Source organism: Blautia coccoides (assembly GCF_034355335.1).
Lineage (GTDB): Bacteria > Bacillota > Clostridia > Lachnospirales > Lachnospiraceae > Blautia > Blautia producta.
Genome location: NZ_CP136422.1, coordinates 3,658,327 through 3,673,696 on the forward strand (window position 1 = coordinate 3,658,327; position 15,370 = coordinate 3,673,696).

A 15,370-nucleotide genomic window follows, 5' to 3' on the forward strand; every position below is an offset into this window, starting at 1 on the left:
AGCATCTCTCCTATCTGATCTCACCTGTACAGGAAATGATGGTGATTGGATTTTCTCCCATCATCATATGGTATGGGCCTGCCTTTTTTGCCCTTCCCACACTGAGCTGCACCACATCCGTATCTGTGACCGGCAGCTCCTTTAAACAGCGAAGCGCTTCCGCCACGCTCTCCATGGCAATGCAGTTTATCACAATCCTCACACGGGGATTTTTGCGAAGCAGAAGTTCCATAATGGACTTCATATTCCCGGAGGAACCTCCGATGAACGCATGGGTAGGCGCTTCCAACTGCTCCAGCGCCTCGGGTGCCTCCCCTTCCACAACGATCAGGTTGTCTGCAGCGAATTTCACCTTATTTTTCTGAAGAAGTTCCGCGGCCATAGATTTTTTCTCAATGGCGTAGACCCTTCCCTCACAGGCCCGAAGGGCCATCTCCACAGAGACAGACCCAGTTCCGGCTCCTACATCCCAGCAGACGGAATCTTTGAAAAGTCCCAGTTTTGCAAGAGATACGGTGCGCACCTCCTCTTTTGTCATGGGTACTTTATCCCTTATAAATTCCTCGTCCCGGATGCCATGAGTGGCAGGATCCGGCACAAAGGCTTTGTTCTCCGCATACACCACACTCAGGGGATCTCCTGTATAAGAGACAAAATCTTTTGGATAACCGGCAATGATCTTCTCCTGCTCATAGGAGAGCTGTTCCCCTACAAACAGGCGCACCTGCTCCATTCCGTAATCCAGCAGTTTTTTTGCCAGAAGAGACACGCCGTCTCTGCTGCCCAGAATAGCGAAAACCTTCTCATGGGTACGGACCGCTGCCGTGAGATTGGCATTTCTTCCATGGGCGCTGGTGATAAACGCATCATCCCAGGATCTGCCGATCTTCCCCATGAAATAAACCAGGGAGGAGATTCCGCATACGATCCTCACGTTATGCCCGGAAAGCTTCTCCAGCAGTTTCCTTGCCCCGCTGTAAAAGCCCACATCCCCGGACAATACCACAGCGATCTTCTCGTATTCGGGATGTGTCTCTATGTACCTGCTGATCTTATCACTGTCATACTCCATACAGGTATCCTGCCCCTCAAAGGCCGCGGCTTCCACCATCCGCCTGGCGCCGATGACCAGTTCCGCCTCTTTCAGCACCTTTCGAGCCTCCGAAGTCATGAGATCTTCGCTGCCCACGCCTATCCCCACAAGGGAAATCTCCTGGGACGGATGCAGAGAGAACTGACTACAGAGCATTCCTCTGCACTGGGAAAGGGTAATCCCCTCCTCCAAAAGAGGCCTTCCAACCACTACGGGAATACACCCCGTCTCCCAGGCAGCATCCAGTTTTTCCTGATATCCGCCGGTGGCACCCGACATTTTTGTGATCAGATATTTACAGTCAAGCTGCTCTATCATGGCTCTGTTCATCTCTTTTGAAAAAGGCCCCTGCATGCAGATCAAATTCTTTCCTTCAAATCCATGCGCGGCACACTGGGCTGCCACGTCTGCCAGAGAGAGAACCCTGGCATATACTCTTTCTCTGTATCCCGGGATCACCGTATATTTGGCGATCTCCTTGCTTCCGGTTGTGACCAGCACATTCCCCTTGGTGCCTTTTAAGAACTCAGCCGCCTCATCCACACTGGAGACGTAAACTGCCCTGTCCTTTTTCGTATCACCTTCTCTGCCGCCGCGCAGAAGTCTTACATACCTGCATCCGGCTTTCTCACAGGCAGAACGGATATTTTTCGTCACCTCAGCCGCATAGGGATGGGTTGCGTCAATGACCGGGTCCGCCTGTATCTCCCGCATGAGCGCCTCCATATCCTCTTCGGTCAGGCGGGTATGGGAGACTGTCATATGCCCGCTCTTTGGCAGCAGTTCCTCCCCATACTCTGTCGCTACACAGATGTGGGACGGTACGGACTGGCTGTCCAGAAATTCTGCGATCTTACGCCCTTCCGTGGTACCTGCAAACACCAGAACTTTACACATTTTTATAGCCTCTCGGTGTCACCATTCTGCCGCCGATCTCCTTTGTCTGGGAATTGCCGATGAAGACCGTGGTAAACATATCCACTTTTGTCTCCCTTAACTCTTTCAGGGTCATGACCTTCATCTCTTCCCCTTCTCTTCCGATATTGCCCACGATTCCGCACACTGTATCTTCTGATTTATATTTCATCATCAGGTCACAGGCTTTCATCAGGTAATCATGTCGCTTTTTACTGGACGGATTGTACAGGCAGACAACAAAATCCCCATGTGCGGCATCCGTCAGTCTCGTCTCGATCTTCTCCCAGGGCGTCAGCAGATCGCTGAGACTTATCAGACAGAAGTCATGGATCAAAGGCGCACCCAGAACTGCCGCTCCTCCGGTTGCTGCGGTGACACCGGGAATGATGATCAGCTCCACACCCGGATATCCTGTACCTACCTCATACATCAGGCCGGCCATGCCGTATACACCGGCATCCCCGCTGCAGATCATAGAAACTGTCTTTCCTTTCATGGCCTCCTCAAAAGCCATGACACAGCGCTCCACTTCCTTCTTCATAGGTGTTGTTAAAAACTCTTTACCCGGAAAATGATCTTTTACCAGGTCCACATAAACGGTATATCCAATGATCACATCACTGTTTTTCAGGGCATCTGCTGCCTCGATCGTCATCTTCTCATAGGCACCCGGACCGATGCCCACCACGTATAATTTATTCAAAATGCACACTCCATTTCCTTCTGGCAAGAGCAACGGTCACCCCGTCCTCCGCGTATTTTCTTAAAATCAGCATACTCTTCACACCGTCCTGGCTGCTGCCGAGAACCGCGCTTCGCTCGCAGACATTGTCAACACCTGTCACCTCTTCCACAAATTTTGACTCTGCAAAGGTACCTTCCACCAATGCCAGTTCCTCCTTTGTAAAAGTGACAAACGGCAGATTCCTGTCCTGGCAGTATCCTATGATGCCTGCCTCCTCTTTTTTCAGATCTATACTTGCCACCCGCTCCATGGACACAGAGGGCAGCAGCAGTTCATCGCAGGCTCTGCGGATGACCCGCTCCACTGTTTCCTTAGGAGTATCTTTTTTACATCCCACTCCCACGGTCACCACTCTAGGCACCAGATAAAGGGTATGGACAAAGGGATGCTTCTGGTAGTTGTCAGTCACATAGATACCGATTTCCGGCTTTTCTTTCTCCTCATCCAGCAGGATAAGTTCCGAAGGGATATCTCCTATCCACGGGAAATCACTGGCAAAACCAACTTCCTTCCCGTCTACAAGCGCTGCAGAGATTTCTTTTGCCAAATCCATATCAGAAATATAGCACCCGTTTTTTCTGGCAAACACATCCACTGCAAATTTTTTATTGATATCCGTCGCCGTGGTGATAACCGGTGTGGCGTGAATGATATCAGCAATTTCCTCTGTGAGTTCGTTTGCTCCGCCAATATGTCCGGACAGTAGGGAAATGGCAAAGCCTCCCTGTTCGTCCACTACAATAACTGCCGGGTCTATTTTCTTGCTGGTCACAAAGGGGGCTATACTGCGCACAGCGATCCCGCAGGCTCCCACAAACACAATAGCATCCGAATCCTGGAACCGCATACCGGCCCATTCTTTAATGGAGGCGTCCACAGGTTTGGCAAACTGCTTTACATTGCGGAAAGCTCTGTCGTCCACCTCAAGCTGTGACTCGTCCATGACTTTTTTTGTATATTTGCTCTTTGTATATGACTCCACCTCATATCCGCGCTCCTTCATCACCCAGTAGAGCATTTCGCTCAGGCGGTATCCTGCGCGGCTGAAGCTGATAATGGAAACTTTCATATGGAATCCGTACCCTTTCTGAATTCTGTTGTAAAACCGGGATCATATAATTTGGAACGGTCATATCCGTTGTGTGCCACTACATCACCGATGATCATAAGAGCCGTCTTGGTGATATTGTTCTTTCTGGCAGTCTCGGCCAGGGTGCCCACTGTACATACAAAGGATTTCTCATCCTCCCAGGTGGCTTTGTACACGATCGCCGCCGGTGTATCTGCAGTATATCCCCCTGCGATCAAGCGCTTGGAAAGTTCCTCCAAAAGACCAGTGCTCAGAAATACCACCATGGTTGCATGATGTGCCGCAAAGGACTCTATGCTCTCTTTCTCCGGCACCGGTGTTCTGCCTGCCATTCTTGTTATGACCACACTCTGTGATACATTCGGCAGAGTATACTCCAGATCTAGAGCTGCAGCCGCTCCGCAGAAAGAACTTACCCCAGGGCAGTAATCATAGGCAATCTTCTCTTCGTCCAGCACATCCATCTGCTCTCTGATGGCACCGTACAGACAGGGATCTCCTGTGTGGAGGCGCACTGTCATTTTATTCTCTTTCTCAGCCCTGCGCATAACATCCAGAACTTCCTCCAGGGTCATTTTTGCGCTGTTATATATCTCACAGCCCTCTCCTGCATATTCAAGAAGCTGGGGGTTCACCAGGGAACCCGCATAGATGATGATATCCGCTTCCTCCAGAAATTTCTTTCCTCTCAAAGTGATCAAATCAGGGGCACCACTGCCCGCACCAACAAAATGTATCATAATGTCTTCTTCTCCTTTGCAATGATCAGGGAATAGTATCCGGACTGTTCCGGTATTTCCTCTGCACTTGTGTATATTTTTTCTGTGGGCATGCCGCAGTCTTCGATCATAACTGCTGCCTGTCCGCTTTCCAGTATGCTTTCACGCACCTGTTTCAGTTTCTTACCTGTCTTCATCAGCACTTTTGTTCCCGGAAGCTTTAAGATGTCATCCATGGTATCCGCGTTATATGTGGCAGGGATCACATGAAGCGGCTCTGCCATTTCCACAAGCCCCATATTCAGTCTGGCTGCCACTGCGCAGAAGGAGGTAATGCCGCTAACAATCTCTGCCTCATATCCCCGCTCCACGATTCTTTTATGTACATAGAGATAAGTGGAATACACAGTGGGATCTCCCAGGGTCAAAAAGGCTACATTTTTTCCTTCTTTCAGCCAGTTCTCCACATCATCCGCAGCCTTGTCGTGATTTGCCTCCAAAACCTTCGGGTCTTTTGTCATAGGCATGGCAATGGGGATCAGTTCTTTTTTGTCCAGATCTTCATAAGCGCCCTTTACTATCTTGTAGGCCACACTCTCCTTTACGTCATTGCCCGGTACAGCGATCACTTCGCTCTCCCTGATCAGACGAAGTGCCTTGAGTGTCAGCAGTTCCGGATCTCCCGGTCCCACCCCTAATCCAAATAATTTACCTTTCATCTTTGTCTTTCTCCTTTATCTATTTGTGTCTTGTTTTCTCTTTAAAGTCTGCTTTTGCAGCTCTGTCTCCTTTTAAAGTCTGCTTTGTCTTTGCTGTCTCGTCTTTTTTGAAGCCTGTTTTCTTATTGCCCTCTCTTCACTTTTGGAAGCCTACTCTTCTTTTGTATTCTGTTCTCTTATGAGCGCCATCAGTTCCCCGGCCTTTTTAGTTTCTCCCAGATAACCGAATTCATTTGAAAAGATCACAGCGCCCAGCTTCATCCTGTCATACGCACGGTGATGCAGATAATAGGAAATCCTGTCTGTTACCTCCTTTATGGTATCCTGCAGCTTTCCCTCTCTTTCAATGAGAACTAATGCTTCATCCGTTGTGACTGTGTTCAAAATATCCAGTGCGGTTTTTGCAGATATTCCTGCCCGCATGGCATTGGCAGCTAAAACCTCTGCCCGGGCATCTGCACAGCGGGAATGGGTGTTCATGATACCTGCTGCCACTTTTATGAATTTTCCAATATGGGAAACAAAAAGAATGCCTTCCACGCCCATAGAAACTGCCATGTCGATGGTCTCACCTACGTAGTTGCTGCATTTCATGGCTTCCTCAAGGGGAAGGTCCATATGCTCCTTCAGATATGCAGAGCCGTAATTACCGGGAGTCACCAGAAGAAAGCGGCTGCCGTTTTCTATCCTCTGCCGCATTTCCACTTCTATGGTTTTTATCAGTGCGCTCTCACTCATGGGTTCCACAATACCGGAAGTACCCAGAATAGAGATACCGCCCTGAATGCCAAGCCTCGGATTAAAAGTCTTCCTGGCTGCCTCTTCCCCTTTTGGAACGCTTATAATGATTTCCAGGCCGCCTTCATAATCATATTCAGAACAGACATCCTCCACTGCTTTTAAGATCATACTGCGGGGCACTTTGTTGATCGCCGCATTTCCCACCGGCTGTTCCAGGCCTTTTTTTGTAACACGCCCCACACCGGGGCCGCCGTCCAGCACAATTTTGGAGTCCCTGATCTTCTTTACGATGGAAAATATTTCCAGTCCATCTGTCATATCCGGGTCATCTCCCGCATCCTTGCGCACAGCACAGGATACAAAATCCTCTCCCTTTTCTATATGCAGAATTTCCAGATTCAGCAAAATTCCTTTTGGCGTCAGAAAGGGAATCTCCCGGATCTCCTCTCCTGACAACAGCATCTGCGCGGCAGCCTTTGAAGCCGCGGCTGCGCATGTTCCGGTGGTATAGCCGAAACGCATTTTCTTATTATTCCTGATGATATAATAGTCTTCCAGACCAGTCTTATGTGTCATATGTTCATTTCTCCGAATCGGCTACAATAAGCCGCATCTTTTTTCCAAATTAAAAACCGCTGCCAGAAAACTGACAACGGATTCTTTTTCTTATGGGTAACAGCAGAATAGAAAAATAACACACTTATCCTGTTGTTTTGAACTGTCCGGTTGCCGCAGACGTCCCCCTCTCCGGCTCCGCACGTATCTGGCTGTACAGTAACGGACTTGCACAGGAATTTCACCTGCTTCCGTAACGTTTCCGGGCAATATAATCACTGTTGTAATTATATAATTTTCCCCAGGAAAAGTCAATGTAAAAGAAAACTTCCGACATATTATACAAAACAACTGGTTACTGTTCATAGTATGCTAAAAGTGTAGTTTTTGTACAGTAACACGCTTCGCGCTGCACACAAAATGCAATGAATTGCATTTTGGCGCTGGCTAACTCGGGATTTTGCTACGCAAAACGCCTCGCGGGATAATATATGTGAACAGTAACAACAACTGTTGCAGGCTGTTTCACACTCAACACTCTGCCCCAACCCAGTTCTTTAAACAGAAACGACAACACTTTATCATCAGATGATAATGCATACCAGCCCGCCTTTGCTGTCATTTACAATTTTCTGCATGGTATCCTGGAGTTTCACCTGGCTTTCATCGCTGATCTGGACAAGTTTTGTGTGAATACCATCCTCAACCAGCTGACCAATGGATTTGCCGAAAATATTTGTCTGCCATATACTCTCCTGCCGCTCATCACTGGTCTTGATATATTCGATCAGGTCTTTTGCCTGCTCTTCACTTCCCACGATCGGTGCGATCTCTGTCTCAATATTAGCCCGGATCATATGAATAGACGGGCTGACTGATTTGATCTTCACACCGTATTTGCTGCCCTGTTTAATGACCATAGGCTCTTCCAGCTTGATCTCCGATTTATCCGGTGTCACCACGCCGTATCCCTTTCCTCTCACGGAAGAGATTGCTTCACGCACCTTCACATACTCTTCCTTCATCTTAGCCAGCTCCTGCATGGTATGGATCAGTTCGTATTCATCTGAAATAGATACCCCTGTCATCTCGCTTAAAACAGCATAGTACCAGTTCTCATCCATATCCACCCGGATCCTCACCTTTCCGGTGGACAGGTCCAGAGCTTCCGGTACCAGATTTCGCACAAACTTGGACTTCAGAACCATTTTATCTCTGGCAGCATCCTTCACATATCTCATCTTCCCCATTAATTCACGGATGCAGTCAAGCAGTTCTGCCTTCAGATAATGGTCTGTGGGAAGAATTTCCACCCATTTCGGTATGAAAAATTCCATCTGCACAATAGGAAATTCATACAGTATTTTCTCCATGATCCTTGTCACATCATCCCTGCGGAGCTGTTCACAGTTTACACTCAGAACACCTGCCTGATACTTTTGTTTCAGCTCCTCACACAGGGCAAGTGTCTCCTCCTTGTATGGCTTCTGGGAATTTACCAGGATCAAAAACGGTTTTCCCGCCTTTTTAAGCTCGGCAACGGTTTTCTCCTCACTCTCTATGTAATTATTCCTGGGAATCTCTCCAAAAGAACCGTCACATGTGATGACAAGGCCGATATTAGAGTGTTCTTCAATGACTTTTTTTGTGCCTGTCTCCGCTGCCTGATGGAAAGGTATTTCATATCCAAACCAGGGGGTCTTCACCATTCGTTCCTTGCCGTCTTCCATATTTCCGGCCGCATCAGGCACCATATACCCCACACAGTCTATCAGGCGGATTTTTGCTGTTACGTCCTCGCCAATCTTAATTTTGGCAGCTTCTTTCGGAATAAACTTCGGCTCCACTGTTGTGATCAATTTTCCGGAGCCGCTCAGAGGAAGCTGATCCCTTACCTCTTTCTGTGCTGTCTCTTCCATGTTCGGCAGTGCTGCCAGCTCCATAAAGCGGCGGACGAACGTGGATTTTCCTGTCCGTACCGGCCCCACTACCCCTATGTAAATTTCTCCTCTGGTGCGGGCTTGTATGTCTTTATAAATGTTATATGTATCCATTAAAATACCCCCTTATCGTACTGCTAAATTATATGCTGCCAACCCTTCAAATATTCCTTTTCCTGTTACCTTTCACTCCATTCCCGGCGGCACAACCCGCATTGTGCAGATGATGTACAGATATGGCGTATTCTGCTCTATATCGCGCCGGCTGTCTCGGAATTTTCATGCGATGGGGCATAAAAGCACCTGGCAGGACAGTAGCTGTGGATAGTAATTAAAAGCGCCCATTATCGAACATTTGTTCTTGACATCATTCTCTCCCTGTGATATCCTGTAAACAGAACATACATTCGGAAGGATTTGAGCAATATGTACCTATCATCATCCCTAACCCTGGAAGAAAAATTGAAAATTTTATCAGATGCGGCCAAGTACGATGTGGCATGTACCTCCAGCGGCTCTGACCGCCGTGGGGAAAAGGGGAGTCTGGGCAATTCCGTAGCAGCCGGCATCTGCCACAGCTTTGCCTCTGACGGCCGCTGTATCTCCCTTTTAAAAATCTTATTATCCAATGAGTGCATCTATGACTGCAAATACTGTCTGAACCGCCGTTCCAACGATAAGGTACGCACCACCTTCACTCCGGAAGAAATCTGCAGTCTTACCATAGAATTTTATAAGAGAAATTATATAGAAGGACTCTTTCTAAGCTCCGGTGTAGTAAAAAATCCAACCTACACTATGGAACTCATGTACAGAAGCCTCTATCTGCTGCGCACCCAATACCATTTCCGCGGTTATATCCATGCCAAGGCCGTCCCCGGAGCCGCCCCGGAAATCATCGAACAGATTGGTTACCTTGCTGACCGCATGAGCGTCAACATGGAACTTCCCACCAGAGAGTCCCTTCACGCCCTGGCTCCCGGCAAAAGCCATGAGAATATCTTAAAACCCATTCAGCAGATACAGCACGGGATCACAGATTACCGGCTTTCCATAGGTAAGTCTGCCCAGATGGAACGGAGCAGCGCCAACCGCTATCTCTCCAATTCCATCTTCAAAGATAAAAAGGAAAAACAGGACACCATCACCGGCACTTTCGGTTCCAGATCACTGACAGATTCTCAAACCGCTGCCGGGCCTCGTCCTCATTCTCTTACAAAAAAAGCAGAGACAGCTACCTCCGCCGTCATCCGCCCTTCTGCCTCCATGACCCGGCCTGTAACCACACCCTCTTCCTTTGTGGGAAGTCCGTCCTATTATTTCCGCCAGGACGCTCCTTCCCTGCCTGCTTCCCAAAGCCGTTCCTTTGTCCCCGCAGGCCAGAGCACACAGATGATCATCGGTGCAACCCCGGAAAACGACTACCAGCTTTTACAGGTAACACAATCCCTGTATCAGCAGTTTGATTTAAAACGAGTCTTCTTCTCCGCCTATGTTCCATTGAACGAAGATTCTGACCTTCCCTCCCTGGACACAGCGCCTCCTCTCTTGAGAGAGCACCGCCTGTATCAGGCGGACTGGCTTTTGCGCTTTTACGGTTTCCACGCTGAGGATCTTCTGGATCCCGGCCGTCCAAACTTCAACATCCTTCTGGACCCCAAATGCGACTGGGCGCTGCGCCACCTGGAGCTGTTTCCCATAGAGATTCAGACCGCTTCCTACGAAGATTTGCTGAAAGTCCCCGGCCTGGGCAACAAATCCGCCTATCGGATCGTCCAGGCCCGCAGGACCACTCGTCTGGATTTCCCAGCCCTAAAAAAATTGGGCGTCGTCCTGAAACGCGCCCAATACTTTATCACCTGCAGCGGCAAAATGCTCTACCGAACCCCTATCGAAGAAGATTTTATCACCCGCCAGCTCACTTCCACGGACCAAAAAACCACCTGGTCTCTGGACCACCCTCAGACCTACCGTCAGCTCTCCCTCTTCGATGACCTGAACCTGACCACCCCTGCCCCGGAGGATCCCCTGAAAACCCTCAGCGGTCAATTATGATTTTATTTAAAACCGGCAGCAGACTGCCGTCAATATCCAGGGAAACTCACAGGGAAGAGGCTGCAGACACAACGCCCCCGGCCCCCTGTGAATTCCCGTCCCTTATAATCCATTGAAAGGAGTCCACACATGGTAATATTCACCTGCCAAGACACTTTTGAATCCATGATGACCTGTATCTACGTGGCCTGGTCCGCCCGTCTGGGCCACAGCAACATAAAACTCCAGACAGAACCCATCTGGTCCCCGGAACTCTTCTGCGAATACCGACACGTGGACCCTGATGAAGAAAAAGTCCAAAAAGTGATACGCTCCATACGGGAGAAAATCTCTGAAAAGTCATACCATGACATCTACCGTGCTGCCATGTCCGACAGTACCGATAAGCTTGATATCATCTACCGATACATGATCCTCGGTTTTGTCTATGGAGAAAGGACATCCCAGATGCTGGGTAACCCCGCCGTATCCGCCGTCTTTGAACTGAACCGCAAGGTTGCCAATGAGGCCCATCTCTTTCGGGAATTTGTCCGTTTCTCCAGACTGAAAAACCAGGTTCTGCTCTCAATCATTGAACCAAAGTGCAATGTCCTTACCATACTTGCACCTAATTTTGAGGACCGTATGCCCTCGGAGCACTGGATGATCATAGATAAAACGCGTATGATTTCTGTCGTACATCCTGCTGACAGCGACTATTTTTTGACGCCTATAACAGCGGAAGAACTCTCCTACATGGAGGCTTCAAAGGATCGCTTTGACCCATATGTGGGTCTCTGGAAATCTTTCTTTCAGACTATTGGCATTGAACAGCGCAAAAATCCCCGCTGCCAGCGCAATATGCTGCCCCTATGGTATCGAAAACACATGCCCGAATTCCAGTAAGGCACTCTACTAAGATACTACGCTCTGCCGGGACACAAATCAGCAGTTACCTGTATACACATACTTCAGGTACTTTCCTGCCTCCTCTGCTAATTGGTATACATTCCCCACATCCGCTGCCTCCCGGTCCCTCATCTTCCATCTGGGGAAAAACCTGGTCACGTGCAGAGGTATCTCACAATCGAGAGCAGCCACCCATTCAGCCAATTTCCGCATCTCATCCACAGAATTGTTTTCTCCCGGCACCACCAGCGTAGTTATCTCCACGTGGCATGCTCTCACCGCCTTTTTTATAAATGCCTTTACTGTTTCCAAGTCTCCTCCCAATTTTTCGTAATAGTCTTCTGTAAAACCTTTTAAATCAATATTCATGGCATCTATATAGGGCAGCACAGCCTCCTCTGTTTCCTCCGTAAACGCTCCATTCGTGACAAGGATATTCTTCATTCCTCTTTTTCTTACTTCCATGGCTGCATCCCGCACATATTCGTATCCCACAAGAGGCTCATTATATGTAAATGCAGCTCCAATATTTCCCCGCTCTCTAAGCGCTTCTGCCTGTGATGCCAACTCTTTTGGACTCAAATATATATAGTCCGCCCCATTTTCACCAGCCATGGAGATTTCATGATTCTGACAAAACGGACAGGACAGATTACAGCCAAAACTGCCCACTGAGAGCAACTTTTTTCCCGGATAAAACCTACGCAGCGGCTTCTTTTCTATGGGATCCAACGCCAGTGCCGTACATCTTCCATAGTTGACAGATTCTATTCTGCCCTCAACATTTTTCCTGGCCCTGCATCGCCCTGTCTGCCCTTCTTCCAGTCTGCAGTGATGCATACAAACTCCGCATTCTTTTTTCATAAGACACCCCGTTTTCATTGGTTTCGCCTTATCATTTGTGTCTGATCACCCGAAACCGTTCCAGCTTAACTCCAGTCTCTGTTTCATCAATACCGGCTTTCTGCATGGCAATGGATATCTGTTCTTCCACCGTATCCACACCCTCCAGATTGGGCAGCAGCAGACCTTTCTTTCTCCCCTTGGATACGATCACACCGTACTCCTTTACATCCAGTTCCTCCAGCGAAGCAATTTCTTCAGTTTCCCCCAAAACGTCTACACTGTAGACAAGCTGATCAAGCTCTTCTTCCTTAACAGGTGTAAATCTGGGATCACGGCATCCGGCACTTACAGCGTTGTCTGCTATCTCCTCTGCCACCGAATCTGTCACCGGCAAAATTGTTCCAATACATCCGCGCAGCCTTCCATGCATCTTCAGAGAGACAAACACGCCTGCACGTTTAGAGCGTAGTTCTTCCGGAAGATCATCCGGAATCACCAGCATTTTTCCTGTTCTCACATAAGTCTCCAAAGCTTTTCTTGCCAGCCTGACATAGGCATCTTCAGAGGCTTTTTTGTGTTCCAGATTTTGTCTCTGCATTTCTTCATACTGATTGAGAAATCTTCTTGTATTATCCTTTCCAACAGTCTCATATGTACAAATCCCATACCCTACTCCAAAAGGGCCTTCATAAGACAATCGCTTTGAATTCACAGAAGTTCCATCGAAAGCTCCAGCCATGATCACAAAAGACCTGTGGCCGCACTCTGCTGCTTTCTCACAAAAATCATCCGGAAAGTCCAATAAATCACCAAAATTTCCGGTTCCCATGGCCTGCATGACTCTTTTATCATATTCAGGCCCTTCCTTCTGATAACCATAAGGACCAGCTTCCAAAAGTTTATGCGATAAATCCCCACTGGCGATCATGACAACATTCCTGCCCAGTATATCAGCGGCCTTGCTGATATACTCCCCCAGTCGATAATGTGCCTCCAGTGTCTGCCCTGATAATCCAATCCTAAGTATCCTGTATCTGACCTGCTGCTTTTCCAGAAAGTACAATGGTATCATAGTGGCATGATCCAGCCGGCTGTCCCGCTCTCCTCTGGTTCCGGCCATAAAGCCATCCCTGTCCAGAAGGCTGCAGAGCTGACTTCGCAATTCTATATCGTATTTCGCCTTGATCCGTACTTCTTTTGCACCAAACTTTCCAAAATCTCCCTCTGCCTCTCTTCCCGGCGAGATATGAAAATAATCCGCATACATGACAGAATGGGGTGTCGTCACCACAACAGTATCCGGACATAGCTTCGCCACATGTTGTGCGGCTTTTTCATAAGCCGCTATTGTAGCCGAAATTCCCACCTCCTGTCCTCTTCCCACCTCCGGAATTATAAGCGGCGGATGAGGTACCATTACAGCACCACGTATCGACATAATACCAACTCCCTTCCCGGTAATCCTCTGCACGTTTTCCTGTTCCTATTTTAATTATACATCCGAGAGACTGTTATGAAAACCATAGATATAGCTGCATCTCCATCTTTCATAGATGATTAACCACAACTGCTTCGGTAGTGCTGGAAAATGTTTTCTTTACACCATACAGCGAAAAGGCTGCATAATCAATCCAACTGCACGCATAGCTGTCTTTTTCCAAAAAGGAATCTCTTCTACCTGTATATGCTCCGGCACTTCATAGGTATCCGGTCCGGTCACTACTCTGCAGTCCTTTTCCATCTCATCCATGTATCCGGTCAATTCCTCTGTCAGTTTCCTGCTCCGTACTGCCAGCATCAGTTCAGTATCCACATATGTGCTGCGCAGATCCATATTATAAGAACCAATAATTGACATATCCTCATCGATCACTATAGATTTTCCGTGATAAGATACTCCTCCATCATACTCCAGCATCGAAATCCCGGTATCATATACACCCTTTTTCCTATACAGATAATCACTGGATGCCATAAAGTTGTCACCGTTTTCCACAGAATTGATCACCATTCTGCTGTTCTGCACCTTCCTTGCAATATCTGTCAGTTCTCTCTTCATATATCCATTCAGGACTACATAGGGGGTATGGATAATAACCCTATCCTTTGCCTGCTTCATAAGCTGGGACAGCTCATAAAACAGTACAGGCTCTTTCCCATATACCCCTGTTGGGTTTGAAAGAAGTGTCACTTTATTCGTCTCGCAGGTTATTTCACCGTAATCACAGTCCTTGAATAAATCCGCGTTCTCTTTTTTCAGCTTCTCGTATCTTCTGGTCAGCATGCGGATCATACTCTTTGTTTTATCGTCCTCCCTCAGACTTTCCTGGTCGTGAAACAGCCTGCATTCCTTTTTCTTCCACATACGTTCAAAATACTCTTCCACCTGATACAAAGAACTTTTATCCCCACCGTCCAGTTTCGGATCCGTATTATAGATCAATACCTCTCTGTCATAACTCATATTCTTGTTTGGATAATCTCCGATAAAATAATCAAATGTATTTCTTCCGCCAAGAATATAAGCCAATTCATCTACAATGACATATTTATCGTGCATTCTTCCCTGGGTCTTCCAGGGCATAGCCAGATTTAATTCATTATAAACTTTTATTTCCACATTTGGATGCGAAGACAGGGCATAAAATAGTTCATTCCCTTCCATGCGGATTTTACCGCTTACCCCGTCAACCAAAATTTTTATTTTAATACCCTCCTCGGCCCTGTGATACAAGACTGCAAGGAGATCCCGTGTACTCTTTCCGTCTCTCATATCAAATGTAGAAAGTATGATCCGTTCTTTAGCCTGATTGAAAAGCCGAATTCTTTCATCCCATGCGCTCTTATTTGTCTCAAGCAGCATTGCTCTGTCTACTCCTATGCTGTCTCTGTAACAATCTGACACAGCAAAATTCTTTTTTGTCTCCTTTGACACCTTTGTGTAATGTATGAATGGACCTACAGCTCCCGCTATAAGATAGACAAGAAAAAACAACAATACAAACAGCAACCATCGAAGTTTAAACTTTTTCATTTCTTTCACCCTTTGTTATTTTGTAAA

General features: G+C 47.6%; 12 protein-coding genes. 2 read left to right on the top strand and 10 right to left on the bottom strand.

Going from position 1 to position 15,370, the window contains the following annotated elements; translation table 11 throughout:
* Window positions 1–10: 10 nt before the first annotated feature.
* From cobK to spoIVA, 7 genes are all read right to left on the bottom strand, one after another.
* Entirely contained in the window at window positions 11–1,990 is a 1,980-nt protein-coding gene (gene cobK / locus BLCOC_RS16450; protein WP_115622799.1) for a precorrin-6A reductase, read from the bottom strand.
* Window positions 1,983–2,714 carry a precorrin-3B C(17)-methyltransferase gene (gene cobJ, locus BLCOC_RS16455; protein ID WP_026255693.1) on the bottom strand — a complete coding sequence of 244 codons (732 nt, stop codon included), beginning with the start codon at window positions 2,712–2,714 and terminating at the stop codon, window positions 1,983–1,985. The genes cobK and cobJ overlap by 8 nt, the downstream gene beginning before the upstream one ends.
* Entirely contained in the window at window positions 2,707–3,825 is a 1,119-nt protein-coding gene (locus tag BLCOC_RS16460; RefSeq protein ID WP_018597569.1) for a cobalt-precorrin 5A hydrolase, read from the bottom strand. Before BLCOC_RS16460 ends, cobJ begins: the two co-directional genes overlap by 8 nt.
* A complete protein-coding gene (gene cobM, locus BLCOC_RS16465; protein ID WP_029468722.1) occupies window positions 3,822–4,586 on the bottom strand; it encodes a precorrin-4 C(11)-methyltransferase in 765 nt (254 codons plus the stop codon). The genes BLCOC_RS16460 and cobM overlap by 4 nt, the downstream gene beginning before the upstream one ends.
* The gene (gene cobI / locus BLCOC_RS16470; RefSeq protein WP_029468721.1) at window positions 4,583–5,284 is read right to left on the bottom strand and encodes a precorrin-2 C(20)-methyltransferase; all 702 of its coding nucleotides are present in this window, start codon (window positions 5,282–5,284) and stop codon (window positions 4,583–4,585) included. The genes cobM and cobI overlap by 4 nt, the downstream gene beginning before the upstream one ends.
* A 150-nt stretch (window positions 5,285–5,434) precedes the next feature.
* Window positions 5,435–6,601, bottom strand: a complete 1,167-nt coding sequence (gene cbiD, locus BLCOC_RS16475; protein ID WP_029468720.1) for a cobalt-precorrin-5B (C(1))-methyltransferase CbiD — start codon at window positions 6,599–6,601, stop codon at window positions 5,435–5,437.
* 563 nt (window positions 6,602–7,164) lie between these two features.
* Window positions 7,165–8,634: a stage IV sporulation protein A gene (gene spoIVA / locus BLCOC_RS16480; RefSeq protein ID WP_115622800.1), complete on the bottom strand. Its 1,470-nt coding sequence runs from the start codon at window positions 8,632–8,634 to the stop codon at window positions 7,165–7,167.
* Between the two features lie 312 nt (window positions 8,635–8,946).
* Here spoIVA and BLCOC_RS16485 point away from each other — a divergent pair, with 312 nt between their 5' ends.
* Window positions 8,947–10,575 (top strand): putative DNA modification/repair radical SAM protein, encoded by a 1,629-nt coding sequence (locus BLCOC_RS16485; protein ID WP_115622801.1) that lies wholly within the window; start codon window positions 8,947–8,949, stop codon window positions 10,573–10,575.
* 129 nt (window positions 10,576–10,704) lie between these two features.
* Window positions 10,705–11,460 (top strand): TIGR03915 family putative DNA repair protein, encoded by a 756-nt coding sequence (locus BLCOC_RS16490; protein ID WP_115622802.1) that lies wholly within the window; start codon window positions 10,705–10,707, stop codon window positions 11,458–11,460.
* 39 nt (window positions 11,461–11,499) lie between these two features.
* Here the strand turns inward: BLCOC_RS16490 and amrS are convergent, their stop codons facing one another.
* The 3 genes from amrS to BLCOC_RS16505 form a co-directional block, all read right to left on the bottom strand.
* Window positions 11,500–12,327 (bottom strand): AmmeMemoRadiSam system radical SAM enzyme, encoded by an 828-nt coding sequence (amrS, locus tag BLCOC_RS16495; protein ID WP_115625427.1) that lies wholly within the window; start codon window positions 12,325–12,327, stop codon window positions 11,500–11,502.
* Window positions 12,328–12,358: 31 nt separating this feature from the next.
* Window positions 12,359–13,747: an AmmeMemoRadiSam system protein A gene (gene amrA, locus BLCOC_RS16500; protein ID WP_115622803.1), complete on the bottom strand. Its 1,389-nt coding sequence runs from the start codon at window positions 13,745–13,747 to the stop codon at window positions 12,359–12,361.
* A gap of 159 nt (window positions 13,748–13,906) precedes the next feature.
* A complete protein-coding gene (locus BLCOC_RS16505; RefSeq protein ID WP_115622804.1) occupies window positions 13,907–15,343 on the bottom strand; it encodes a phospholipase D family protein in 1,437 nt (478 codons plus the stop codon).
* Between the last annotated feature and the right edge of the window lie 27 nt (window positions 15,344–15,370).